We start from the raw sequence: 25851 nt of genomic DNA, 5'->3' as shown, positions 1-25851 counted from the left end.
GGAGAACTCCATGTTTGAACGCATCATCCGATTTGCCATAGAGCAGCGCTGGCTGGTCCTGCTGGCCGTGCTGGCCATGGCAGGGCTGGGCATCTACAACTACCAGCGCCTGCCGATCGACGCCGTGCCCGACATCACCAATGTCCAGGTGCAGATCAACACCCAGGCCAGCGGCTACTCGCCGCTGGAGACCGAGCAGCGCGTCACCTATCCCATAGAGACGGTGATGGCCGGCCTGCCCCACCTGGAGCAGACGCGCTCGCTGTCGCGCTACGGCCTGTCCCAGGTCACCGTGGTGTTCAAGGACGGCACGGACATCTACTTTGCACGGCAACTGGTGGGCGAGCGCATACAGCAGGCGCGCGACAGCCTGCCTGCGGGCATCACGCCCACGCTGGGCCCCATCTCCACGGGCCTGGGCGAGATCTACCTGTGGACCGTGGAGGCCGAGGACGATGCGAAAAAGCCCGACGGCACGCCCTACACGCCCATGGACCTGCGCGAGATCCAGGACTGGGTCATCAAGCCGCAGCTGCGCAACGTGCCCGGCGTCACCGAGATCAACTCCATCGGCGGCTACGCCAAGGAGTACCTGGTGGCGCCAGCGCCCGAGAAGCTGGCGGCCTACGGCTTCACGCTGGCCGACATCGTCACCGCCCTGCAGCGCAACAACAGCAACGTGGGCGCGGGCTATATCGAGCGCCAGGGCGAGCAGTACCTGATCCGCGCGCCGGGCCAGGTCGGCGGCATCGCCGACATCCGCGAGGTCATCGTGGGCTCGGCCCAGGGCCAGCCCATCCGCATCCGCGACCTGGCCGAGGTGGGGCTGGGCCAGGAGCTGCGCACGGGCGCGGCCACCGACAACGGCCGCGAGGTGGTGCTGGGCACGGTGTTCATGCTGATCGGCGAGAACAGCCGCACCGTCTCGCGCGCCGTGGACCAGCGCATGGCCGAGATCAACCGGGGCCTGCCCCCGGGCGTCAAGGCCATCACCGTCTACGACCGCACCAACCTGGTGGACAAGGCCATCGCCACGGTCAAGAAGAACCTGGTGGAGGGCGCGGCCCTGGTGGTGGTCATCCTCTTCCTGTTCCTGGGCAACCTGCGCGCGGCGCTGATCACGGCGCTGATCATCCCGCTGTCCATGCTGTTCACCTTCACGGGCATGGTGCACTACAAGGTCAGCGCCAACCTCATGAGCCTGGGGGCGCTGGACTTCGGCATCATCATCGACGGCGCCGTGGTCATCGTGGAGAACTGCGTGCGCCGCCTGGCCCATGCGCAGGAGGCGCGCGGACGGTCGCTGACGCGCAGCGAACGCTTCCATGAAGTCTTCGCCGCCGCGAAGGAAGCGCGCCGCCCGCTGCTGTTCGGCCAGCTCATCATCATGGTGGTCTACCTGCCCATCTTCGCGCTCACGGGCGTGGAGGGCAAGATGTTCCATCCCATGGCGCTGACGGTGGTCATCGCGCTGGCCGGCGCCATGCTGCTGTCCATCACCTTCATCCCGGCGGCGATTGCGCTGTTCATGGGCGACAAGGTGGCCGAGAAGGAAAACCGCCTCATGGGCTGGGCGCGCCGCGGCTATGCGCCCGTGCTGGCGCGCGTCATGGCCGCGCCCGCCGTGGTGCTCACGGCCGCCGCCGTGGCCGTGGCGCTGAGCCTGCTGCTGGCCACGCGCCTGGGCAGCGAGTTCGCGCCCAACCTCAACGAGGGGGACTTCGCCATCCAGGCGCTGCGCATCCCCGGCACCAGCCTTACGCAGTCGCTGGAAATGCAGATGCAGATCGAGAAGGCGCTCAAGAAGGAGTTCCCCGAGATCGACCGCGTGTTCGCGCGCACCGGCACGGCCGAGATCGCCTCCGACCCCATGCCGCCCAACATCTCCGACGGCTACATCATGCTGAAAGCCCGCAGCGAGTGGCCCGACCCGGCGCGCCCGCGCGATGAGCTGCTGGCCGCCGTGCAGGCGTCGGTGGACCGCATCCCGGGCAACAACTACGAGTTCTCCCAACCCATCCAGCTGCGCTTCAACGAGCTGATCTCGGGCGTGCGCAGCGACGTGGCCGTGAAGATCTTCGGCGACGACATGGCCGTGCTGGAGAAAAGCGCCCAGACCGTGGCCGGCATGCTGCAGCAGATTTCGGGCGCCTCCGAGGTCAAGGTCGAGCAGACCACGGGCCTGCCCATGCTCACCGTGCAGATCGACCGCGAAAAGGCCTCGCGCTACGGCCTGAACATGGGCGATGTGCAGGACGCCATCAGCACCGCCATGGGCGGCACCGAGGCCGGCACGGTATTCCAGGGCGACCGGCGCTTCGACATCCAGGTGCGCCTGCCGGACGCCGTGCGCAACGACCTGCAGGCCCTGAGCCGCCTGCCCATCGCCCTGCCGCGCGGGGCGGACGGGCGCATCGGCTTCGTGCCGCTGTCGGCCGTGGCCACGTTCGAGACCGCGCCCGGCCCCAACCAGGTCAGCCGCGAAGACGGCAAGCGCCGCATCGTGGTCAGCGCCAATGTGCGCGGGCGCGACATGGGCTCCTTCGTGGGCGAGGCACAGCAAAAGCTGCAAGGCCTGTCGCTGCCGCCCGGCTACTGGACGCGCTGGGGCGGCACCTTCGAGAACCTGGAGTCGGCCACGCGCCGCCTGCAGATCGTCGTGCCCGTGGCGCTGCTCATGGTCTTCGTGCTGCTGTTCGCCATGTTCGGCAATGTGCGCGACGGGCTGGTGGTCTTCACGGGCATTCCGTTCGCGCTCACGGGCGGCATCCTGGCGCTGTGGCTGCGCGACATACCGCTGTCCATCTCGGCGGCGGTGGGCTTCATCGCGCTGTCGGGCGTGGCCGTGCTCAACGGCCTGGTCATGATCTCCTGGATCAGAACCTTGCGCGAACAGGGCGCCAGCGTGCCCGACGCCGTGACCGAGGGCGCGCTCACCCGGCTGCGCCCCGTGCTGATGACGGCCCTTGTCGCCTCGCTGGGCTTCGTGCCCATGGCCATTGCCACGGGCACGGGCGCCGAGGTGCAGCGGCCGCTGGCCACGGTGGTGATCGGCGGCATCCTGTCGTCCACGCTGCTGACCTTGCTGGTGCTGCCGCTGCTGTACCGGCTGGTGCATCGCAACGATCCGTCGGAGGGAATGCAAGGGCAGGAGGGACAGCCCGACAGCGAGGGCAAGGGCGCCGTGGCCGCCTGACGGCCAAGCCGCTCCACGAAGGCCACGGAATGCCCGTGGCCTTTTTTTTGGGATGCTTTTGGCGTATGTCGGTTGTATGACAGCAATGTCACCATCCTGTGGGGCTGGTGTGGGCACGTGATTTCTACATTGGAGTCCTCTCCTCGGCGTTCCGCATCGCGGGGCGTGGGGAGAACGAATTACCAACGTGCCTGAAAGGAATCACATCATGTCGCAACGCCGCTTCACCCCCGCCACCCTCATCGCCGGCCTGGCCGCATCGGCAGCGCTGCTGCTGCCCGGCATGGCATCGGCGGCCGGATACATCCACCCGGCCAACAACGAAGCGGGCGCCGTCGTCCACCCCGAGCATTTCAAGAGCAGCAAGACACGCGCCCAGGTGACGGCCGAGGCCGAGGCGGCCGTGCGCCAGGGCGGCACTTCGCGCTTCAATGCCGGCGTCTATCCGGCTCCCGCACCGCAGACCGGCGCGGGCAAGACACGCCAGGAAGTGATCAATGAACTGATCAACGAAACGCCTGCCCAGCGCGATGCACGCCAGCGTGCCATGGGTGGCTGATGCGCAGGCGGGGCCCGTGCCCCGCAGGTGCCGGATCAATGCAAACCCGACGCGCCGCCTGGCTACGAGCCTGCGGCGCGTTCCGCTTCCTCGGCATCATGGGCGCGCGCAATGGCCAGGATCACGTCGCGCGCCAGCCGGCGCTTGGGCACGGGAAGGCGCAGGTAGATCTTGAACAGCTCGTTGTCCTCGTAGCCCAGGCCTGCGGACCAGGTGCTCTTGGGCTCGCGCACCTCGCGAACCTGCTGCGGCGAGCGCAGGAACTCCTCCAGCGGCACCTGCAGCCAGTCGGCCAGCGCAGCGAGTTTCTTGGCGTTGGGCATGGTCTTGCCGACCAGCCAAAGGCGCACGCCGTGCTGGGACATGGGCTTGCCCCAGAAACGGGAATTGAACTCGTGCTCCAGCACGGCAGGCCTGGCTTCATAGCCCTGGGCCTGCATTGAATCACGTAATTTTTGAGCAAACCGCTGCTTTGCATCCTGCATGCGCGAACGCTATGGGATTGGTCTGATTGAGATGTGAGTATTGATAAAAATCACATCTATTTTTGATTGATAGTTAATATCAACCATCGATCTGGAAATCACATGCACGGGGGAGCAAATGCGTTGGCAACGAGTGTGGCTGCTGCCCTCGAGCCTTGTACTGGTGCTGGGCGGTTGCGGCGGTGACGACGGTGATGTCCTGGCGGTCCAGGCCGCGTCCTGGGGCGGTGCATCGGGGGTCTCGATAGGCCAGGTGCTCCAGGAGAGGAACGCATGCGCGCGCAGTGCATGGCGCAGCGTGGGCGATGGAAGCGGCGGGCGCATCGTCGAGTACACCTGCGAGAGATCAGGCACGCATGGATATCTGCAGCTGCGTCTGCGCCAGGATGCCGAGCAGCTGCAGCAAGCGGCCGATGGCGAGCAGGCGCGGTTCGAGGCCCGGCTGCGTGGCGGCTGGCGCGAATTGCTGATGCTGGAGCGCCAGCGCCAGGAGATGCTGGGTCGCCATCGGCTTGAGGCGCAGAAGGACGCGGAACGCATGCGCCTGCACCTGGAAGACCTGCGCATGCTGGAGGAAATGACAGACTGCCGCAGCTTCCGCCCGCAGGGGCTGGGCGCCGAAGCAGCTCCGCAGCGGCTGGTGCTGGCCGCCGACGCTTGCGTGCGTTCCGGGCGCCCCGCCGAGCCTGTCTACGCACGCGAACGCAAGCAGACGCTGGAGCGCATGCGTGCAGCCCTGCCGCGCTATGACGAGGCCCGGCTGGGGCGCGAGGCGGCTCTGCGGGCACTGGAGCGCACGCTAGAGCAGCAGGAGGCGGCGCTGCGCAGACTGGAGGAGGACCGGCCCGAGACAGGGGAGCGCATCCGCAGATCCCTGGCCGAGCGGCTGGAGGCGATGCGCCTGCGGCTGAACCAGGTCGGCCGTGTGCGCGAACTCACGCGCTGGGGCGTGGCCGGCGCGCGCGTGGTCTACCTGGACACCGCCTTGGCGATGGAATGCGGCATGCGCACCCTGTCCCATGCCGTACCACTGGAGGCCATGATCGAAGACCTGGCGGAGGACCTGGCCGTGCCCCGGCAGGAGGCTGCGCTGGCCCGCGCGCTCGACGGGCTGTGGCTGCGCTGCCTGCAGCAGCCGTGACCAGCGGGTTGCATGGTGGTCGTTGCACAGTGCTCGTTGCACGGCGCCGGTTGCACCGCGCCCGTTGCACGGCGCCCGTTGCACGTCGCCTCAGAATCTCGGCAGGTCCGGGTGTGAGATCTGGCCGCCGCGCACCAGCATCTTTCCGTACTCGGCGCAGCGGTTGAGCGTGGGAATCACCTTGCCGGGGTTGAGCAGGGCCTGCGGGTCGAAGGCGGCCTTGAGCGCGAACATCTGGTCGTTCTCGGCCGTGGTGAACTGGGTGCACATGGAGTTGAGCTTTTCCACGCCCACGCCATGCTCGCCCGTGACCGTGCCGCCCATGGCCACGCTGGTCTCCAGGATGTCGGCGCCGAACAGCTCGCAGCGGTGCAGCTCGTCGGGGTCGTTGGCATCGAACAGGATCAGCGGGTGCAGGTTGCCGTCGCCCGCGTGGAAGACGTTGGCGCAGCGCAGGCCGTATTTCTTTTCCATTTCCTGGATGGCCAGCAGGATGTCGGCCAGGCGCTTGCGCGGGATGGTGGAGTCCATGCACATGTAGTCGGGGCTGATGCGCCCGCTGGCGGGAAAGGCGTTCTTGCGCCCGCTCCAGAAGCGCAGGCGCTCGGCCTCGCTTTCGCTCACCGTGATGGCCGTGGCGCCCGCGCTGCGCAGCACCTCGCTCATGTGGGCGATCTCTTCCTCGACTTCCTCGGGCGTGCCGTCGCTCTCGCACAGCAAGATGGCCTCGGCCGTGAGGTCGTAGCCGGCCTTGACGAAGTCCTCGACGGCGGCCGTCATGGGCTTGTCCATCATCTCCAGCCCGGCCGGGATGATGCCGGCCGCGATCACGGCGGCCACGGCGTCGCCGGCCTTGCGCACGTCGTCGAAGCTGGCCATGATGCAGCGCGCCAGCTGGGGCTTGGGGATCAGGCGCACGGTGACTTCGGTGGTCACGGCCAGCATGCCCTCGCTGCCGACCAGGATGGCCAGCAGGTCGAAGCCCGGCGTGTCCAGCGCCGTGGAGCCGAACTCCACCGGCTCGCCCTCCACGGTGAAGCCGCGCACCTTGAGCACGTTGTGCACCGTCAGCCCGTACTTGAGGCAGTGCACGCCGCCCGAGTTCTCGGCCACGTTGCCGCCGATGGTGCAGGCGATCTGGCTGCTGGGATCGGGCGCGTAGTACAGGCCGAAGGGCGCGGCGGCCTCGCTGATGGCCAGGTTGCGCACGCCGCACTGCACCACGGCCGTGCGGCTGGCCGCATCGACCTGCAGGATCTTGTTGAACTTGGCCAGCGACAGCGTCACGCCCATGGGATGGGGCAAGGCACCGCCCGACAGCCCGGTGCCCGCGCCGCGTGCGATCACGGGCACCTGGATGGCGTGGCAGGCTCGCAGCACGGCCTGGACCTGGGCCTCGGTATCGGGCAGGCAGACCACCAGCGGGCGCTGGCGGTAGGCCGTGAGGCCGTCGCATTCATAGGGTGTGGTGTCCTCGGCATTCCACAGCAGGGCGTGGGCGGGCACATGGCGGGCCAGCGCGGCCACGACCTCGGCCTGGCGCCGTGCGCGCTCGGAGACTGTGGGCTGCTGGTGGGCCGCATCGGCGGCGGCCGACGCCATGGCGCCGGGAGCGAGGCTGGCTGGGGAGCTGGCGGAAGTCATGGAGCCTGACTTTAGGCGATGCCGCCGTCTTTGTGCAGCGGGGCTGCGCTGATGTTTATTGCAACGGCGCGTGAAATCCGCGAAATCCGCGAAATCAGTTATGGGCGCCTCAGCAGGCCATCGCCCTCTTCAACCATTCAGCAAAGGCCGCGCATTCCCAGCGGTCCATGGTGCCGGTACGCCAGCACAGGTAGTGGGCATGGGGGCTGGCCGTGTCCACGTCGAACAGGCGCACCAGGGTGCCGTTGTCCAGCCAGGGCGCACCCAGCTTGTGGCGCACCAGGGCGATGCCCATGCCGGCCGAGGCCGCGTCGCACATCAGGCCGATGTCGTTGAACTGCGATCCCTCGTGCGGCTCGGGCCAGTCCAGGCCGGTGGCGCCGAACCAGGTGCGCCAGGGCTCCAGCGGGCTGCGCAGCAGGGGCATGCCTTCCAGGTCCTGGGGCTGCTCGAAGGGGCCGTGCTCGCGGATGAAGGCCGGCGAGGCCAGCGGCGTGACCACGTCGCGCGCCAGCTCGATGTGCTCCACATCGGCATAGTGGCCGGGGCCGAAGCGCACCATCAGGTCGGCATCCTCGGCCACCACGTCCAGCAGCGGGATGGAGACCTGCAGGGCGATGTCGATCTCGGGATAGGTTTCCGTGAACTGGCGCAGGCGCGGGATCAGGATCACGCGCGCAAAGGTGGGCGTGACGGCGAGCTTGAGCCTGCGGCGGCCCGGTGCCGTCACCTCGCCCGGAAAGCGCTGCAGCGCGCCCAGGCCCTCGCGCACGTGGGACAGGTAGGCGCTGCCTTCGGTGGTGAGCGAAAAGTCCGAGCGGCCGAACAGCCGCGTGCCCAGGATCTGCTCGAGCTGGCGCACGCGGTGGCTGACGGCGCTGGGCGTGACGCACAGCTCCTCGGCCGTCTGCGTCACGCTGCGCAGCCGCGCCAGCGCCTCGAAAGTGAGCAGGCACTGTATGGGCGGAATGCGGCGGGCGCCGCTGCCGGGCGGGGCAAAGCCGCTGCCGGCGGCAAGGGTCACGTTCGCCATGGGCGGCCGGGAGCCGGCTTCAGCGGAAGACCACGGTCTTGTGGCCGTTGAGGATGACGCGGTGCTCGCTGTGCCACTTGACGGCGCGGGCCAGCACCTGGCTCTCGGTGTCGCGGCCGCGGGCCGTGAGGTCCTCCACGGTGTCGGTGTGGTCGGCGCGGGCCACGTCCTGCTCGATGATCGGGCCCTCGTCCAGGTCGGCCGTCACATAGTGGGCCGTGGCGCCGATCAGCTTCACGCCGCGGTCATGGGCCTGGTAATAGGGCTTGGCGCCCTTGAAGCTGGGCAGGAAGCTGTGGTGGATATTGATCGCGCGGCCTGCCAGCTTGGTGCACAGGTCGTTGGACAGCACCTGCATGTAGCGCGCCAGCACCACGAGTTCGGCGCCTTCGGCCTCGATGATCTCGAACTGCTTTGCCTCGGCCTGGGCCTTGGTGGCAGCCGTGACGGGGATGTGGTGGAAGGGGATGTTGTAGCTGGCCGCCAGCTGGTAGAACTCGCGGTGGTTGCTGATGATGGCGCGGATGTCCACCGGCAGCAGGCCGCTCTTCCAGCGAAACAGCAGGTCGTTGAGGCAATGGCCTTCCTTGCTGACCATGAGCACGGTCTTCATGGCTTCGGCCTTGGTGTGCAGGCGCCACTTCATCTGGTACTGGCCGCCCAGGTCGGCCAGGGCCGCCCTCAGAGCCGCGGGATCGCAGCCGTTGCAGGCAAATTGCACGCGCATGAAGAACAGTCCGGTGGCCGGGTCGTTATACTGCGCGGCCTCTTCGATGTTGCCGCCTTGCTCGAGCAGAAAGCCCGAGACGGCATGTACCAGACCGAGCCGGTCGGGGCACGAAAGGGTAAGAATATAGGCTTGGGTCATAGCGGCGCAATTGTCGCAGCATGGACACGACCCTGCGCAAGTCACACGTTCTGGGAACGTTCTGAGGAACCACATGCAAGATCAGGGAGAGCAGCCCCGAATACCGCTCTGGGGCGCAATGACCCTGTACGTGTGCGCAGGTCTGCTGTGGCTCTGGGGCGTGGAATGGCTGCTGGCGCACCTGCAGATTCCGCCCGAGGCGGCGGCGCAGCGGCGCATGCTGTCCTCGGTGACCCTGGTGCTGGTCACGGCCGTGGGCGGCGGCTGGCTGCTGTGGCGCATGCGCCGTGGAGAGCGCACTGCCCATGCCGCGATGGCCGCCGGGCGGGAGGCCGACGAACGCCAGCGCCTGGCCACCGCCGTGGTGGACAACACCATGGAGGGCGTGGTCGTCACCGACGCGCGCAGCCGCATCCTCTCGGTCAACAGCGCCTTCACGCGGCTGCTGGGCTATACCGAGCAGGAAATGCTGGGCAAGACCCCGCGCATGTTCAAGTCCGGCCGCCATGACAAGGCCTTCTACGAGGCCATGTGGGACAGCATGCAGGCCACTGGCCACTGGCAGGGCGAAATCTGGAACCGCCGCAAGAACGGCGAGGTCTTCCCCGAGCGCATGTCGCTCAGCGCCGTCAAGGACGCACAGGGCAAGGTCACGCACTACGTGTGCATGTTCACCGACATCTCGGCCGAGAAGGCGCGCGAGGCCCAGCTCGAATTCCTGGCCCACCGCGACATGCTCACCGGCCTGCCCAACAGCGTGCGCTTCACAGCGCTGCTGGAAGACGCCGTGGCCGAGGCGGCCGCCGAGCAGGGCACGCTGGCCGTGATGCTGCTGAACATCGATCGCTTCAAGGACGTCAACGACAGCTACGGCCACGCCATTGGCGACCAGGTGCTGCGCCACATCGCCGCCCGTGTGCACGACTCCCTGGGACCCCAGGACCTCATAGGTCGCATGGCCGGTGACGAACTGGCCGTGCTGTGCAAGGGCATGAGCGAGCGCGGCGACGCCATCGCCCGCGCACGGCAACTGATCGCGGCGGCCGGCCAGCCCTGGAGCTCGCCCGACGGCCTGTCCGTCATGGCCGGCGTCAGCGTGGGCATCTGCATGTATCCCTCCCACGCCGGCAATGCCCAGGACCTGCTGCAGGGCGCGCACGCCGCCGTCTACGGCGCCAAGTCGCGCAGCGGCCGTGCCTGGTGCTTCTTCGAGGAAGACATGACCTCGGCCGCGCGCGAGCGGCTGGCCATGGAGGCACGGCTGCGGCAGGCCATAGACCTGGGCCACCTGCGCCTGTACTTCCAGCCCCAGATCGACCTGGCCACGGGCCGCCTGGTGGGCGCCGAGGCCCTGGTGCGCTGGCTGGACCCGGACGAGGGCCTCATCTCCCCGGCACGCTTCATTCCCGTGGCCGAAAGCTCGGGCGTCATCGGCGCGCTGGGCCTGTGGGTGCTGCGCGAGGCCTGTGCCCAGGGCCGGCGCTGGCGCGATCAGGGCCTGCCCGAGATGACCATCGCGGTCAATGTCTCGCTGCACCAGTTCCTGCTGACCGACATCGCCGGTGCCACCGCCGACGCGCTGGCCGCCACGGGCTTCGCCCCGCACTGCCTGGAGCTGGAAATCACCGAAAGCGCGCTGGCCGAGCGCCCCGAGGAGGCCCTGGCCGTCATGCGCCGCCTGCGCGCCCAGGGCCTGCGGCTGGCCATCGACGACTTCGGCACCGGCTACTCCTCGCTGGCCCACCTCAAGCGCTTCCCGCTGGACCTGCTCAAGATCGACCAGGGCTTCATCCGCGATATCCCGCACAGCGCGGACGACATGGCCATCAGCGGATCGGTGATCGCGCTGGGGCATGCCATGGGGCTCAAGGTTCTGGCCGAGGGCGTGGAGACGGCCGAGCAACTGGCATTCCTGCGCGGCAAGGGGTGCGACTTCTTCCAGGGCTATCTGTGCAGCAAGCCCTTGCCCGCACAGGCGTTTGGGGAGTGGGTGTCGGACAACCAGGGCATGTGGGCCGTGCAGGGCTGATCGCCCGATGCACGGCGGGCCAAGGCCCGGCCCCTGCTCCACCACTCAGGCCAGGGGACCCGGGCGAATCGACGGCAAATCAGGCCAACGCCTCCGCCGGCCCAAAGAATTCATAGCGGACCTGCCCTTCCGGCACCCCCAACACCCGCAATGATTCCTTCACCGACCGCATGAACGGCCGGGGCCCCAGGAAATACACATCGGCATCCACTGAAGGCAGCCACTGACCCAACTGCCGGGCGGTCAGCAGTCCCTGCGCATCGGCCTCATCGCCCTCCTCCACCCGGTCATAGCAGTAGTACCGGCTGAGCTGCGGATGCTCCGCGGCCAGCGCATCCACACGTTCACGGAAGGCGTGAACACCGCGCTCACGCGCGCAGTGGATGAAGACCACGGGACGCTTGCTGGGCAAGGCCGCATCCAGCATGGGCAGGGTCGGCGTGATGCCCACGCCGCCGCTGATCAGCACCAGCGGACGCTCGCCGGGCTGCAGCGTGAAGTGGCCTGCGGGCGGGAACAGCTGCAGCGTGTCGCCGACCTGGAGCCGGTCGTGCAGGAAGTTGGAGACCTTGCCGCCTGCCTCGCGCTTGACGCTGATGCGCAGGCTGCGGCCATCGGCGGGCGCGGACAGCGAGTAGTTGCGCCGCTGCTCCTGGCCGTCCACCACCAGGCGCAGGCCGATGTACTGGCCAGGCTGGTGGGCGATCACGGGGCCGCCATCGGCCGGCACCAGGTAGAACGAGGTGATCTCGGCGCTTTCCGCCACCTTGTCCTCGACCACGAAGGCACGCTCGCCGCGCCAGCCGCCTTCGGCCGCCGCCGTGCGGTCATAGGCCTGGCGTTCGGCGCCGATCAGGATGTCGGCCAGCTGCCGGTAGGCGGCGCCCCAGGCATCGATGACCTCGTCGGTGGCGACCTCGGCGCCCAGCACTTCGCGGATGGCGCGCAGCAGGCAGGTGCCGACGATGGGGTAGTGCTCGGGCTGCACCTGCAGAGCCACATGCTTGTTGATGATCTGCGCGGGCAGATCGCCCAGGGCGTCGAGCCGGTCGATGTGCTTGGCGTACATGAGCACGCTATAGGCCAGGGCACGCGGCTGGGCACCGCTTTGCTGGTGGGCCATGTTGAACAGGGCGCGCACCTCGGGGTACTCGCCCAGCATGGTCTGGTAGAAGTGGGTGATCAAAGCCTCGCCGCCGGTTTCAAGCAGCGGGACGGTGGATTGGACGATGGCACGTTGGCGGTCGGTCAGCACGGGAAACTCCTTGGGTACGGGGACGGGCATGCCCGGTGCGATGCCGGGCATGCCTTGACAAAGGCAAGTGCCGTGCCAGGACTGCAGCCCTTGCAGAACAAGGGTTTGGCGTTTCATGCGTCAATATGACCTTCATCAAATCGAGTCTTTTTGACAGCAATTGCAGTCTTTATGACCACATCCACCGCCCTGCATGCCCTGACCCCTCTGGTGGCCGACCTGGCCCAGGACCTGCCCGAGCGCGAGCGCTTTCGCCGCCTGCTGGCAGCGCTGCGCGCCGTGCTGCCGGCCGATGCCGCCGCCCTGCTGCGGCTGGAAGGCGAGTGGCTGCGGCCCGTGGCCATCGATGGCCTGGTGCCCGATGCGCTGGGCCGGCGCTTTCGCATTGCCGAGCACCCGCGCTTTGCCCAGCTGCTGGCGGCGGGCCAGGCCATGCGCTTTGCGCCCGACAGCCCGCTGCCCGATCCCTATGACGGCCTGGTGGCCCAGGGTCACGGGCCGCTGGAGGTCCACGACTGCATGGGCTGCGTGCTGCAGACGGGTGGCCTGCCCTGGGGCCTTCTCACGCTGGACGCGCTGGACCCGGGGCGCTTTGCCGACCCGGCCGCGCTGGCGGCGCTGCAGGCCTTCAGCAACCTGGCGGCGGCCACCGTGACCACGGCCGAGCGGCTGCGCCGGTTGGCGCGCAGTGCGCGCGCCCTGCCCGCGCCCGGCGCCGCCCCGGGGGGCGAGTCATCGCGTCCGCTGATCGGCCAGAGCCCGGCCATGCGCGCGCTGCAAAAGGACATCGCCCTGGTCGCGGCCAGCGACCTCAACGTGCTGATCACGGGCGAGACCGGCACGGGCAAGGAACTGGTGGCCCAGGCCGTGCATGCGCAGTCGGCGCGTGCAGGCCGCGCGCTGGTCAGCATCAACTGCGCGGCCCTGCCCGACAACCTGGTCGAAAGCGAGCTGTTCGGCCATGTGCGCGGCGCCTTCACGGGCGCGCTGTCCGAGCGCAGCGGCAAGTTCGAGCAGGCCGACCAGGGCACGCTGTTCCTGGACGAAGTGGGCGAGCTGTCCCTGGCCGTGCAGGCCAAGCTGCTGCGCGTGCTGCAAAGCGGCCAGCTGCAGCGCCTGGGCTCGGACCGCGAACACCATGTGGACGTGCGCGTGATCGCCGCCACCAACCGCGACCTGGCCGCCGAGGTGGCGGCAGGCCGCATGCGCGCCGATTTCTTCCACCGCCTGAGCGTCTACCCGCTGCGCGTGCCCGCGCTGCGCGAGCGCGACAGCGACGTGCTGATGCTGGCCGGCTTCTTCCTCGAGGAAAACCGTTCGCGCCTGGGCCTGGGCGGCCTGCGCCTGCACCCCGCCGCGCAATCGGCCTTGCTCGCCCAGGACTGGCCCGGCAATGTCCGGGAGCTGGAGCACCTCATCAGCCGCGGCGTGCTGCGGGCTCTGAGCCGTGCGCCCTTTGCCGCTCCAGCCGGTGGCCGGGCTCGCATGGTCACGCTGGGCCAGGCCGATCTCTGGGATGACGCTCAGCCCCCGGCGACGGCCACACCGACCCTGTCCCTCCCACAGGTCGCATCGCCCGGCGCCAGCCCCCAAGGCCTGCGCGAAGCCGTGGAGAGCTACGAGCGCCATCTGATCGACGCCAGCCTGCAGCGCCACCACGGCAGCTGGGCCGCCGCCGCACGCGAACTGCAGATGGACCGCGCCAACCTGCAGCGGATGGCGCGGCGGCTGGGACTGGCATGAGGGATCATGCGGCCGGCCCGCCACCTTGAGACGAAGGCTTATTTAAGTCTGCTTAACTTGGCGCTCTCGTTATTTAAGAAAAACCGCATTTGCTTAAATAAGCGTCCGAAGCCATAGTCAGCCCATGCCCGATTCCCCTACCAGCCAGCGGCTTGGCCGCTTCATCGAGACGTCCGCAGCGGGCGAAAAGGTGCGCGCCTTCGTGCCGCCATCGCTTCCGCCGGAGCCGGCCATCGATGTGCTCGCGCTCCTGGAAAAGCTCAGCCTTGCCGAGCGGGCGCTGGGACGGCTCGATGGCATCACCATGCTGCTGCCCCGCCAGGAGCTGTTCCTCTACATGTACGTGCGCAAGGAGGCCGTGCTTTCTTCGCAGATCGAGGGCACGCAATCGACGCTGTCGGACCTGCTGCGCTTCGAAGCCGAGGCCCAGGCGGGCCAGCCCATCGACGACATCCGCGAAGTTTCGAACTATGTGGACGCGATGATGTACGGACTGGAGCGCCTGCGGGACCTGCCGCTGTCACTGCGCCTGATCCGCGAGATGCATGGCCGGCTGTTGCAAAGCGCACGCGGCGGCACCAAAAGCCCCGGCGAGTTCCGGCGCTCGCAGAACTGGATTGGCGGCACGCGTCCAGGCAACGCCTTGTTCGTGCCGCCGCCCGTCAACGAGCTCGGCCCCTGCCTCGACGCCTTTGAACGCTTCATGCACGAAGATGCCTCCCGCCTGCCCGCCCTCATCAAGGCGGGCCTGCTGCACGTGCAATTCGAGACACTGCATCCGTTCCTCGATGGCAATGGCCGCATCGGTCGCCTGCTGGTCACGCTGTATCTCTGCATCAACGGCGTGCTGAACAAGCCGCTGCTCTACCTCAGCCTTTTTCTCAAGACGCACCGGGCCGAGTACTACCGGCTGCTCCAGGAAGTGCGCGAGAACGGCAATTGGGAAGCCTGGCTCGATTTCTTTCTCACCGGCGTGGCACAGACCGCGAACCAGGCCTTCGAGGCCGCCACCCATATCGTCGACCTGTTCAGGCAGGACCGCGAACGCATCGCAACCGAAGGCGAGCGCGCCAACTCCACACTGCGCATCCACGACCTGTTCCAGCTCAACCCCTTCCTGACGTCGAACCAACTGGTCCGGCAGACAGGACTGTCCTCGCCCACCGTCAACACGGCGCTCGCCGACTTGCAGCGCCTGGGCATCATCGAGGAAGTGACCGGCCGCAAGCGAGGCCGGGTCTTCAGCTATCGGCGCTATCTTTCCGTGCTCAACGAGGGCACGGGTCCGCTACCCCGGCCGGCCTGATCCCTGGCCTCACCGCCTGAGCGACATCAGCCACCCATACCCGCTCACCAGCAGCACCCCGGCCAGCACCATCAGTGCCCCGGCCAGGAAGTTGGGCTCGATGGGCTCGCTGAGCAGCCAGGCCCCGAAGACCACGCCGAAGATGGGCGTCATGAAAGAGAACACGCCCAGGCGCGAGGCCAGGTATTGCGTGAGCAGCCAGAACCAGACCAGGAAGCTCACGAAGCAGACCAGCACGGACTGGAAGGCCAGGCCGGCCCAGGCCAGCGGCGTGGGCTCGAAGCGGGTCTGGCCCAGCAGGAAGGCGGCGGGCAGCAGCAGCGCAAAGCCGGTGGCCAGTTGGTAGAGCAGGGTCTGCGCGGCGGGCAGCGATGCCAGCCGCGTGGTGCGGATGGCCACCGTGGTGGCGCCCCAGGCCACGCCGGCGGCCAGCGCCAGCAGGTCGCCCAGCAGCATGGCGGCGCCGGCTGCCTTCGAAGGCTTGCCGCCGCCCAGGAAGGCCAGCGCTATGCCGGCAAAGGCCAGTGCGATGCCCAGCCATTGCAGCGGCGCCAGGCGCTCCGAGGGCAGCTTCCAGTGCAGGCCCAGCGCCGCGAACACGGGGGCGGAATACAGGAAGACCACCACATGGGCGGCCGAGGTGTGGTTGATGCTCTCGCCCACCAGCAGGAATTCCAGAGCAAACAGCGTGCCCACGGCCAGGCCCGGGCGCCAGCTGCCGTCGCCCCACTGCACGCGCATGCCGCGCCAGCGCATGAACAGCCACACCAGCACGGCGCCCACGCCCGAGCGCAGCGCGATCTGCAGCGTGGGCGCAATGGCATCGGCCGTGGCCTTGAGCAGGATCTGCTGCAGGCTCCAGATCAGGCACAGCATGAGCATCAGCGCGGCGGCGCGCGCGTCCAGCGGTTTGCGTGAATCCACGGCATATCCCTTTCAACGACCGTAAAAAAGCCGGCCCGCAGGCCGGCTTTGCATCAGGCGGGGGCTGGCCCGGCCAGCGGGCCGCCCATCACTTGATGCCCAGCAGTTCCACCTCGAAGTTCAGCGTGGCGTTGGGCGGGATCACGCTGCCCGCGCCACGGCTGCCGTAGGCGATGGAGGGCGGGCAGGTCAGCTTGGCCTTGCCGCCGACCTTCATCTTCTGCACGCCTTCGGTCCAGCAGGGAATCACGCCGGTCAAGGGGAACTCGATGGGCTGGCCACGCGTGATGGAGCTGTCGAAGTCCTTGCCCGTGTCGGGGAAGTAGCCGCGGTAGTGCACGCGCACCGTGTCGCTGGCCTTGGGGCTGGCGCCTGTGCCTTCCTTGAGGCTTTCATAGACCAGGCCGCTGGCCGTGGTGACGGGTTCGGCCGCATGGGCCGCCACGCCGGTCAGTGCGGCGAGCATCAGGCCGCAGGAGGCGGCCAGGGTGGTGAGGGTCTTGTTCATGAGGGTTCTTTCAATGCAATGTTTGCAGCGGGTTCACGCCTTGGCGGGGACACCGATATCGTCAAGGGCCTTGGCGATGTGGCCGACGGTGCGGTCCACGTTGTGCCATTTTTCCAGGCCGAACAGGCCGATGCGGAAGGTCTTGAAGTCCGGGCCTTCGTCGCACTGCAGGGGCACGCCCGAGGCGGTCTGCAGGCCGGCTTCCATGAACTTCTTGCCGCTCTGGATGCCGGGGTCGGTGGTGTAGCTGACCACGACGCCGGGGGCCTTCCAGCCTTCGGCCGCCACGCTGGGAAAGCCGCGCGACTCCAGCAGGGCGCGCACCTTGGCGCCCAGGGCGATCTGCTCGTCGCGCACCTTGGCGAAGCCGTAGGCACGCGTCTCCAGCATCACGTCGCGCAGGCGGACCAGGGCGTCGGTGGGCATGGTGGTGTGGTAGGCGTGCTGGCCTTTTTCGTAGCCCTCGGCGATCTGCATCCACTTCTTGAGGTCGCAGGAGAAGCTGGAGCTTTGCGTGTGCTCGATGGCTTCGCGCGCACGCTGCGAGAGCATGACCATGGCGCAGCACGGCGAGCTGCTCCAGCCCTTTTGCGGCGCGCTGATCAGCACGTCCACGCCGGTCTTTTCCATGTCCACCCACATGGCGCCCGAGGCCACGCAGTCCAGCACGAAGAGCGCGCCCACCTCGTGCGCGGCATCGGCCACGGTGCGCAGGTAGCTGTCGCTGAGGATGATGCCGCTGGCCGTCTCCACATGGGGGGCGAACACGACCTTGGGTTTTTCAGTGCGGATGGCGGCGGCCACGTCCTCGGCCGCGCAGGGCGCCCAGGGGTCCTGGCTGCCCGGTCCCTGGCGACGCGCCTTGCAGACCACGGCGCCACCGCCCAGGCCGCCTTCCTCGAAGATCTGGGTCCAGCGGTAGCTGAACCAGCCGTTGCGCACGATGAGCACCTTTTCGCGGTTGGCGAACTGGCGCGCCACGGCCTCCATGCCGAAGGTGCCGCTGCCCGGCACCAGCACGGCCGTGTGGGCGTGGTAGACCTCCTGCAGCGTGGTGAGGATGTCCTGCATCACGCCCGCGAAGCGCTTGGACATGTGGTTGAGCGCGCGGTCGGTGTAGACCACCGAGAATTCGAGCAGGCCGTCGGGATCGATATCGGGCAGAAGTCCGGGCATGGGGAGTCTCCAGAGGCAGCGGGGCCTGCACCGCAGGCCCGCCATCATGTTCGTCGGAAAGGCGGCCAGCTTAGCATGCCGTCCGTGGCGTTTTCAGGGCCTACCAGGTGTCCACGAAGCCGGCTTGGGCAGGCGCAACGCGCGCCCCCGCCAGGCCGCGCGACAGCCAGGCGCGCGTGTCGGCGGGGTCGATGACGGCGTCGATCTCCAGCGTGCCGGCCATGTGCATGGCCTCGCCGTGGGCGTACTGCTGGGCCAGCAGCCGGTCGAACAGGGCGTTGCGTTCGGCGCCCTCGGGCAGGGCCTCCAGTTCCTTGCGAAAGCCCAGGCGCACGGCGCCTTCCAGACCCATGGCACCGAACTCGCCCGTGGGCCAGGCCACGTTGAACACCGGCGCATGGAAGCTGCCGGCCGTCATGCCCATGGCCCCCAGGCCGTAGCCCTTGCGCAGCACCACGCTGAAATACGGCACGCGCAGCTTGGCCGCCGTGACGAACAGGCGGCTGACATGGCGCACCTGGGCCGTCTTCTCGATCTCGGGGCCGACCATGAAGCCGGGCGTGTCCACCAGGCTCACGATGGGCAGGCCATGGGCATTGCACAGCTGCATGAAGCGCGCGGCCTTGTCGGCCGCATCGGCGTCGATGGCGCCGCCCAGGTGGGAGGGGTTGTTGGCCATCAGCCCCACGGGCCGGCCTTCGATGCGCGCCAGCGCCGTGTGGATGCCTGCGCCAAAGCCTGTGCGCAGCATCAGCAGGCTGCCTTCGTCCACCAGATGCGCCATGGCCGCACGCGTGTCATAGGCACGCAGCCGGTTCTCGGGCACCACATGGCGCAGGACGCGCGTGTCGGGCGCGGCCCACTCCGTGGTGCGGCCCTGGAAGAAGGACAGGTAGTGGCGCGCGGCGGCCACGGCTTCGGCCTCATCCTCGACCAGCACGTCGATCACGCCATTGGCATGCTGCACGCTGCTGGGACCGATCTGCTCGGGCCGGAAGACGCCCAGCCCGCCGCCCTCGATCATGGCCGGCCCGCCCATGCCGATGCAGCTGGCGCGCGTGGCGATGATCACGTCGCTGCAGCCCAGCAGGGCCGCGTTGCCCGCAAAGCAGCGGCCATGGGTGATGCCGATCACGGGCACCTGGCCCGACAGCGCCGCATAGGCCGCGAAGGTGTGCACATGCAGGCCCGCGACCACGGGCGTGTCGGTGTCACCGGGCCTCCCGCCGCCGCCTTCGGCGAACAGCACCACGGGCAGCTTCTGCGCCAGCGCAATGCCCAGCATGCGGTCGGTCTTGGCATGGTTGCGCGCACCCTGGGTGCCCGCCAGCACGGTGGCGTCATAGGACATGACGACGGCGCGCGAGCGCTCCTGGCCGAACTGCGCGCCGTTGATGGAGCCCATGCCCGTGACCATGCCGTCGGCCGGCGTGTTGGCGATCAGGTCGTCCATGCTGCGCCGGCGCGTCTGCGCGGCAATGGCCAGCGCACCGTATTCGATGAAGCTGCCTGCGTCGCAGAGGTCGGCGATGTTCTCGCGCGCGCTGCGGCTGCCCTGGGCATGGCGCTTGGCCATGGCCTCGGGCCGGGCAGCATCGCGCGTGAAGGCATGGCGGTCGATGACGCGCTGCAGGTCGGCGCGGATGTGGTCCGGGTCCTGTGCGGACTGCTGCGCGCGTGCGTCGGCCTGCACGCCTTCGGCGGCGGCCAGCACCAGCAGGGGCTGGTCCTGGGCCACATAGGCACCGGACTCAGCCAGCAGTCGGGTGATGGTGCCGGCCTGCGGCGCCAGCAGCACATGCTCCATCTTCATGGCTTCGAGCACGCCCAGCTCGGCGCCTGCGGCCACGGAATCGCCCACGGCCACGCTCCACTGCACGATGCGCGCGGGCATGGGGGCCGTGAGGGCGCCTTCGGGGACGGGCGCGCCAGCAGCCTCGGCCGCCGCCGGAACCTCGGCGGCCGCATCCGTGCGGCGCGCGCCTTCGGCCAGCGCCTGGGCGTCCGCCACCAATTCGGGAAGGACCTCTTCAAGCCAGCGTGTGTGCACGGCCTGCGATGCCATCTCGGGCCGCCGGGCCAGCGCCTGCAGCAGCGGCAGGTTGGTGGCCAGCCCGTCGATGCGGCATTCGTCCAGTGCGCGACGTGCGCGGCGAAGCACGTCTTCAAAGCGCGGCCCGCTGCTGTGCACGATGAGCTTGGCCAGCAGCGTGTCGTAGTGCGGCGAGGGGCTGGCGCCCGCCACCGCATGCGTGTCGATGCGGATGCCGGGCCCGGCCGGCCACTGCAGTGCGCCTATGCGCCCGCTGCCGGGGCGCGACTGGCCTGCGGCATCCAGCGTCTCGGCATTGATGCGCCACTGCATGGCATAGCCGCGCGGCGTGGGCGGCGTCCTGGCATCCAGGCCCAGCTCTCCAAGGTGATCGCCGGCCGCCACGCGGATCTGGGCCTGCACGAGGTCGATGCCGAAGACTTCCTCGGTGATGGTGTGCTCCACCTGCAGGCGCGGGTTGGCCTCGATGAAGACATAGGGCAGGGAGTCGGAGGCGGCATCGACCAGGAATTCGAAGGTGCCCAGGCTCTCGTAGCCGATCTCGGCGGCCATGCGCAGCGCGTCGCGCGTGATGCGCTCGCGCAGCGGCTGCGCCAGGCTGGGGCTGGGCGCGATCTCCACCAGCTTCTGGAAGCGCCGCTGCAGCGTGCATTCACGCTCGCCCAGCGCGATGGGGCCTGCGCCGCCGTCGCCCAGGATCTGCACCTCGATATGGCGTGCGCCCGTCATCAGCCGCTCCACATAGACGCCGTCCATGCCGAAGGCGGCGCGCGCCTCGCTGCGGCAGCGCTCATAGGCTGCAGGCAGGTCCTCGGCGCGCGCCACGGCACGCATGCCGCGCCCGCCGCCGCCGCCGATGGCCTTGACCATGATGCCGCTGGCGCCCCCGGCCTGCTGCGCCTCGAAGAAGGCCTGGGCCTGTTCCAGCGTGACAGCCTCGCTGCTGCCCGGCATCAGCGGCACGCCGCAGCGGCGCGCCAGATCGCGTGCGCGGGCCTTGTCGCCCAGCAGCGCCAGGTGCTCCGGCGCGGGGCCGATGAAGCGCAGTCCCGCATCGGCACAGGCCTGCGCAAAGCCCGCGTTCTCGCTGAGAAAGCCGTAGCCCGGATGGATGCCGTCGCAGCCGTGCTCGCGCGCAATGCGCAGCAGGTGGGCGCCGTCCAGGTAGGCCGAGGGGCCGCTGGCGTCCAGGGGCACGGCTGCATCGGCAGCGGATACATGGGGCGCCTGCGCATCGTCTGCGGCATAGACGGCCAGGCTCGGCACACCCAGCTCGCGCAGCGCGCGCACGATGCGCAGCGCGATCTCGCCGCGGTTGGCAATCAGGATCTTCTGGAACATGGGACTTCGGTCTTTCTCATTGATCGCGCAGCAAGCGACGCAGCACTTTGCCCGCGCCGGTGGCGGGCAGCGCCTCGATGAAACGCACCTCGCGCGGCGCCTTGTAGCTGGCCATGTTCTCGCGCGACCACTGCACCAGGTCCTCGGCCGCGATCTGCTGGCCCGGCCGCGTGACGATGAAGGCGCGCACGACCTCGCCCTTGTGCGGGTCGGGCACACCGATCACGGCGGCCTGGGCCACGGCCGGATGCTTGATGAGGATGGCCTCCACCTCCTCGGGGAAGACGCTGTAGCCCGAGACCTTGATCATTTCCTTGAAGCGGCCGATGAAGGTCAGGTAGCCGTCGGCATCGATGCGGCCCATGTCGCCCGTGTGCACCCAGCCGTTCTTCAGGGTCCTGGCCGTGGCCTCGGGCTTGTTCCAGTAGCCCTTGAAGTTGCCGGGGCCGCGGATGGTGATCTCGCCCACTTCGCCGGCCGGCAGCGGCTCGCCGGTCTCGGGGTCGATGATGCGCACCTCGTTGCCGGGCAGCGGCTTGCCGTGCGTGCCCCAGCGGATGGCGTCGCCCGGCATGGAAGTGTCCATGGTGTGGGTCTCGCTGAGGCCATAGGCCGCCTCGCTGGAGATGCAGTTCGGGGTGAAGCGCTTCCACTGCCGCGCCAGCTCCTCGGTGTAGGCAATGCCGAAGCTGGTCACCGTGTTGCGGCGCAGCGCGGAAAAGTCCATGGTCTCCACGCCCGGCAGCTGCATCACGGCCACGTTCATGGGCGCGATGCTGTACCACCAGGTCACGCGGTAGCGCTCCAGCGCCTGGGCCACGGCCAGCGGGTCGAAGCGGTGCAGCAGCACGCAGGTGGCGCCGCTGTGCACGGGCATGTTCACGCCCATGGACATGCCGGCAATGTGATAGAGCGGCGCCACGGCCAGCAGCATGTCCCCGGCGTTCACGCCCGTGGCGCTGGAGGCGCCGGCCGTCTTGCTGGCCGCGTTGCCGTAGCTGAGCATGGCGCCCTTGGGCAGGCCCGTCGTGCCCGAGGTATAGGTCATCAGCGAGACATCGTCCATGGCAACATCGACGGGCACGGGCTTGGCGCCGCTGTGCATGACATCCCAGAACGATTCCACGCCCTCGGGCAGCGGCTGCACGGGGGCCTGCAGTTCGGGCGGCAGCGCCAGCGTGGCCGATTCAGGAAGCCAGTCGCCATAGCGCACGGCCAGCACATGCCTGAGCGCCGTGCTGGCGCGCACCTTGTCCACCACGGGCAGCAGCACATCGGCCGCGACGATGACGCGGGCCTTGAGGTCATCGAGCTGGTACTGCAGCTCATGCTCCTTGTTCAGCGGCCCGCAGGGGCAGACGATGGCGCCGACCTTCTGGATGCCGTAGTGCGCCACGATGTACTGCGGGCAGTTGTTCATGAACAGCGCCACGGGCTCGCCCCGGCCCACGCCCAGCGCCTGCAGCCGCGCGGCAAAGGCGTCGCTGGCCGCATCCACCTCGGCCCAGCTGATGTGGCGGCCATACCAGATGTAGGCGTCGCGGCCGGGGTGGTTGCGCGCATTGCGGCGCAGGGCCTCATGCAGGGGAATGAGGGTCTCGGAATCCGCCATGCTTGTCTCCTGGGTGTCTGGCCATCCCGGAACCAGTCCTAAGGGATAGCCTTGATCTGATTTTTGGATCGGCGTCTTGCCAATATATACCCGCTGGTAGAACATTGCTACCCATCGGTATAACCATCGCAGCCACCGACGCGACACGAGATTTCCCGCATGCCCAAGCCCCCTGTCACCCCGCGCGGCCGCCAGCGCCTTCCCACGGCCGGCTCCGATGAAAAGCGCGAACGCATCCTCAAGGCGGCCGAGGCCCTGTTCGACCGCAACGGCTACGCCAACACCACGATGGAGCAGATCGTCCAGGCCCTGGGCGTGACCAAGCCCTTCGTCTACTACTACTTCCGCAACAAGCAGGAGATCTTCGAGACCCTGTGCTGGGCGCCCACCGAGGCCTGCTTCACGGTGCTGGACTTCGCGGCCGACGATCCGCGCGCCGCGCACGAGAAGGCCGTGGACGGCCTGCAGCGGCTGATCGCGGCCACCATTGCCCACTATCCGGCGGCCTTCTTTCCGTACCGCGAGCCCCAGGCCTTCAGCCCTGCGTACATGAAGGCCTCGCGCACGCTGGCGCGCCAGTTCTACCGCCAGTTCTGCGCGCTGCTCGAAGAAGGCCGCGCCAGCGGCCACCTGGACTTTCGCGAGACACGCATCACCGCCCAGGCCGCCTGCAGCCTGCCGGGCTTTCTCTACAACTGGTACCGCCCCGGCGGCCGCCTGGGCACGGCCGAGATGGTGGCCGAGCTGACCGAGCTGGCCAGCCGCGTGCTGGGCCTGCGCACGGCGCCAGCCACCACGCCCGAAGCCATTGCCGCATCCCCCGCGAAAAAGACGCCTGCACGGCGCAGCCGGCCCCGCGCCGAGCCGCCCGGCAAGGACTGACGACCATTCCTTCGAGGAGACAAGACATGCCGATCCGCCGCCATTGCATCCGACGATATTCCCAACCATCCATCGCTCTCGCCGCCGCTCTGCTGTGCGCCACGGCCGCCCACGCCCAGGGCGGCGAGACCTTCAAGATCGCCTTCATCGACCCGCTGTCCGGCCCCTTCGTCAGCACGGGCGAGCTGATGCGCGACCACGTGCAATACGCGGTCGAGGACGTGAACGCCAAGGGCGGGCTGTTCAACGGCGCGAAGCTGCAGCTGCTGCAGTTCGACAGCAAGCTCTCGGCCCAGGAGAGCCAGGCCGCGCTGCAGGCGGCCATCGACCAGGGCGCGCGCGTGGTGGTGACGGGGGGCTCGGGCTCGTCGGTGGTGGCGGCCCTGGTGCAGGCGGCATCGCGCCACAACCAGCGCAATCCGGGCAAGGAGGTGCTGGTGCTCAACCACTCCTCCATCGACCCCGAGCTGACGGGCAAGGCCTGCAGCTTCTGGCACTTCATGTTCGATGCCAACACCGCCATGCGCATGCAGGCGATTGCCAGCTATATCAAGACCCAGCCCGGCATCCGCAAGGTCTACCTGCTCAACCAGGACTACGCCCACGGCAAGCAGTGGGCGGCCTATGGGCGCCAGATGGTGAGCGCGGCCCGGCCCGACATCCAGTTCACGGGCGAGATGCTCCACCCCATAGGCCGGGTCAAGGACTTCGCGCCCTATGTGGCCAAGATCAAGGAAACGGGTGCGGACTCGGTGATCACGGGCAACTGGGGCCAGGACCTGACCCTGCTGCTCAAGTCGGCCGCCGACTCGGGCTATGACCTGCGCTACTTCAACCACAGCGCGGGCGGCATGCCGGGCACGGTGACATCCTTCGCCCAGACCCGCATCGGCCAGCTGACCTGGGTGGCCGAATGGCACCCGGGCCAGGCCGGCCGCCCGCTGGCCGACGCCCGCGCCCAGGAATACAAGGCCCGCATGGGCAAGGACTTCCTGGCCCCGCGCATGGACCTGGTGCCGCGCATGCTGGCCGCCGCCATGGCCAAGGCACAGTCCACCGAACCCGTGAAGATCGCGCTGGCCATGGAGGATTTGCAGATGGACACCGTGGTCGGCCCCGTGCGCATGCGCGGCAAGGACCACCAGCTGCTGCTGCCCCAGGTGGTCAACACCATCGCGCCCGTGGACGGCAAGCTGGTCAAGGCCGGTTGGGAAGGCACGAACTACGGCTTTCGCACCGATGCCGTCTACACGCCCGAGCAGGTGGAATTGCCCACGGACTGCCAGATGAAGCGGCCCGGCGGGCGCTGAGGCGGCCTTCCCCGCCAGCCAAGCCAGCTACGCCCCGCTCAATGCGGGGCGTAGTTTCGTTGGCCAAAGATGCCGCTGCCCACGCGCACCATGGTGCTGCCTGCGGCCACGGCCGCTTCCAGGTCGCCGGTCATTCCCATGGAAACCGTGTCGAAGCGCTCCAGCCCCGGCAGGCCGCTGGCGCGGATCTGTTCGAAGACGGCCGTGGCGCGCGCATGCACCTCGCGCTGGGCCTCGAAGCCCGGCGCATCGTCGGGAATGCTCATCACGCCGCGCAGCGCCAGGCGCGGCAGCTGCACGATGGCAGCGGCCAGCTCCAGCGCCTGCTGCGGCGCCACGCCGGCCTTGGTCTCGCCGCCATCCACGTTCAGCTGGATGCAGACCTGCAGCGGCGCCAGGCCCTCGGGGCGCTGGGCCGACAGGCGCTCGGCGATCTTCAGGCGGTCCACGGTCTGGGCCCAGTCGAAATGCTCGGCCACCAGGCGCGTCTTGTTGCTCTGGATGGGGCCTATGCAATGCCATTGCAGGGCCTCGCCGCCCGGCAGGCCCATGGCGCGCACGGCGGCGATCTTTTCCACGCCCTCCTGGATGTAGTTCTCGCCGAAGCTGCGCTCGCCGGCCAGCACGGCCTCGCGCACGGCGTCGGCGCCGAAGGTCTTGGAGACGGACAGCAATTGCACCGAGCCGGACGCCCTGCCCGCCTGCGCGCAGGCCGAGGCAATCCGTTCGTGAATCTGTTGAAGCTTGTTTTCAATCGTCGTCATAATTGCCGCCAGCGTACCAAAC

General features: G+C 68.6%; 19 protein-coding genes. 8 read left to right on the top strand and 11 right to left on the bottom strand.

Translation table 11 applies throughout. The features are described from left to right. Nucleotides 1-10: 10 nt before the first annotated feature. A complete protein-coding gene (locus JHD82_RS04540) occupies nucleotides 11-3196 on the top strand; it encodes a CusA/CzcA family heavy metal efflux RND transporter (protein WP_012203018.1) in 3186 nt (1061 codons plus the stop codon). 208 nt (nucleotides 3197-3404) lie between these two features. After that, the gene (locus tag JHD82_RS04535) at nucleotides 3405-3755 is read left to right on the top strand and encodes a DUF4148 domain-containing protein (RefSeq protein ID WP_088165902.1); all 351 of its coding nucleotides are present in this window, start codon (nucleotides 3405-3407) and stop codon (nucleotides 3753-3755) included. 62 nt (nucleotides 3756-3817) lie between these two features. Here JHD82_RS04535 and JHD82_RS04530 read toward each other — a convergent pair whose 3' ends face one another. Further along, on the bottom strand, nucleotides 3818-4240 hold the full coding sequence (locus JHD82_RS04530) for a hypothetical protein (protein ID WP_063327414.1): 423 nt from the start codon (nucleotides 4238-4240) through the stop codon (nucleotides 3818-3820). A 118-nt stretch (nucleotides 4241-4358) separates the two neighbouring features. On the opposite strand from JHD82_RS04530, the gene JHD82_RS04525 reads away from it, so the two are divergent. Next, nucleotides 4359-5381, top strand: a complete 1023-nt coding sequence (locus JHD82_RS04525; protein WP_199135539.1) for a hypothetical protein — start codon at nucleotides 4359-4361, stop codon at nucleotides 5379-5381. 90 nt (nucleotides 5382-5471) lie between these two features. On the opposite strand, the gene JHD82_RS04520 is transcribed toward JHD82_RS04525, so the two are convergent. From JHD82_RS04520 to purU, 3 genes are all read right to left on the bottom strand, one after another. Then, nucleotides 5472-6983 (bottom strand): FAD-linked oxidase C-terminal domain-containing protein, encoded by a 1512-nt coding sequence (locus tag JHD82_RS04520; RefSeq protein WP_199135549.1) that lies wholly within the window; start codon nucleotides 6981-6983, stop codon nucleotides 5472-5474. 151 nt (nucleotides 6984-7134) lie between these two features. Further along, on the bottom strand, nucleotides 7135-8058 hold the full coding sequence (locus tag JHD82_RS04515) for a LysR substrate-binding domain-containing protein (RefSeq protein WP_012203013.1): 924 nt from the start codon (nucleotides 8056-8058) through the stop codon (nucleotides 7135-7137). 19 nt (nucleotides 8059-8077) lie between these two features. Then, entirely contained in the window at nucleotides 8078-8926 is an 849-nt protein-coding gene (purU, locus tag JHD82_RS04510) for a formyltetrahydrofolate deformylase (RefSeq protein ID WP_013804418.1), read from the bottom strand. A gap of 73 nt (nucleotides 8927-8999) precedes the next feature. Between purU and JHD82_RS04505 the strand changes: the two genes are divergently transcribed. Next, the gene (locus tag JHD82_RS04505; protein ID WP_192812306.1) at nucleotides 9000-10955 is read left to right on the top strand and encodes a bifunctional diguanylate cyclase/phosphodiesterase; all 1956 of its coding nucleotides are present in this window, start codon (nucleotides 9000-9002) and stop codon (nucleotides 10953-10955) included. A gap of 79 nt (nucleotides 10956-11034) precedes the next feature. Here JHD82_RS04505 and hmpA read toward each other — a convergent pair whose 3' ends face one another. Further along, a complete protein-coding gene (gene hmpA, locus JHD82_RS04500) occupies nucleotides 11035-12261 on the bottom strand; it encodes an NO-inducible flavohemoprotein (RefSeq protein ID WP_199135538.1) in 1227 nt (408 codons plus the stop codon). Nucleotides 12262-12381: 120 nt separating this feature from the next. Between hmpA and norR the strand changes: the two genes are divergently transcribed. Beyond that, the gene (gene norR / locus JHD82_RS04495) at nucleotides 12382-13953 is read left to right on the top strand and encodes a nitric oxide reductase transcriptional regulator NorR (protein ID WP_199135537.1); all 1572 of its coding nucleotides are present in this window, start codon (nucleotides 12382-12384) and stop codon (nucleotides 13951-13953) included. 124 nt (nucleotides 13954-14077) lie between these two features. Further along, entirely contained in the window at nucleotides 14078-15259 is a 1182-nt protein-coding gene (locus JHD82_RS04490) for a Fic family protein (RefSeq protein ID WP_199135536.1), read from the top strand. A gap of 9 nt (nucleotides 15260-15268) precedes the next feature. On the opposite strand, the gene JHD82_RS04485 is transcribed toward JHD82_RS04490, so the two are convergent. From JHD82_RS04485 to JHD82_RS04465, 5 genes are all read right to left on the bottom strand, one after another. Then, entirely contained in the window at nucleotides 15269-16183 is a 915-nt protein-coding gene (locus JHD82_RS04485) for a DMT family transporter (RefSeq protein ID WP_074920764.1), read from the bottom strand. 88 nt (nucleotides 16184-16271) lie between these two features. After that, nucleotides 16272-16691: an FKBP-type peptidyl-prolyl cis-trans isomerase gene (locus tag JHD82_RS04480; RefSeq protein ID WP_016446675.1), complete on the bottom strand. Its 420-nt coding sequence runs from the start codon at nucleotides 16689-16691 to the stop codon at nucleotides 16272-16274. Between the two features lie 33 nt (nucleotides 16692-16724). Continuing rightward, nucleotides 16725-17867, bottom strand: a complete 1143-nt coding sequence (locus tag JHD82_RS04475) for an alanine--glyoxylate aminotransferase family protein (RefSeq protein ID WP_192367361.1) — start codon at nucleotides 17865-17867, stop codon at nucleotides 16725-16727. A 100-nt stretch (nucleotides 17868-17967) separates the two neighbouring features. Beyond that, nucleotides 17968-21261 (bottom strand): carboxyl transferase domain-containing protein, encoded by a 3294-nt coding sequence (locus JHD82_RS04470; RefSeq protein WP_199135535.1) that lies wholly within the window; start codon nucleotides 21259-21261, stop codon nucleotides 17968-17970. 16 nt (nucleotides 21262-21277) lie between these two features. Further along, on the bottom strand, nucleotides 21278-22873 hold the full coding sequence (locus JHD82_RS04465; protein WP_199135534.1) for an AMP-binding protein: 1596 nt from the start codon (nucleotides 22871-22873) through the stop codon (nucleotides 21278-21280). A gap of 159 nt (nucleotides 22874-23032) precedes the next feature. On the opposite strand from JHD82_RS04465, the gene JHD82_RS04460 reads away from it, so the two are divergent. Beyond that, on the top strand, nucleotides 23033-23755 hold the full coding sequence (locus JHD82_RS04460; protein ID WP_065345981.1) for a TetR/AcrR family transcriptional regulator: 723 nt from the start codon (nucleotides 23033-23035) through the stop codon (nucleotides 23753-23755). A gap of 26 nt (nucleotides 23756-23781) precedes the next feature. Then, nucleotides 23782-25065, top strand: coding sequence for a branched-chain amino acid ABC transporter substrate-binding protein (locus JHD82_RS04455; RefSeq protein WP_199135533.1), 1284 nt, complete (start codon nucleotides 23782-23784; stop codon nucleotides 25063-25065). Between the two features lie 38 nt (nucleotides 25066-25103). Here the strand turns inward: JHD82_RS04455 and JHD82_RS04450 are convergent, their stop codons facing one another. Further along, nucleotides 25104-25829: a YggS family pyridoxal phosphate-dependent enzyme gene (locus tag JHD82_RS04450; protein ID WP_097203976.1), complete on the bottom strand. Its 726-nt coding sequence runs from the start codon at nucleotides 25827-25829 to the stop codon at nucleotides 25104-25106. Nucleotides 25830-25851 lie beyond the last annotated feature (22 nt).

It is taken from the genome of Delftia sp. ASV31 (assembly GCF_016428765.1).
Classification (GTDB): Bacteria; Pseudomonadota; Gammaproteobacteria; order Burkholderiales; family Burkholderiaceae_C; genus Comamonas; species Comamonas acidovorans.
This window is presented reverse-complemented; position numbering and strand designations above follow the sequence as displayed.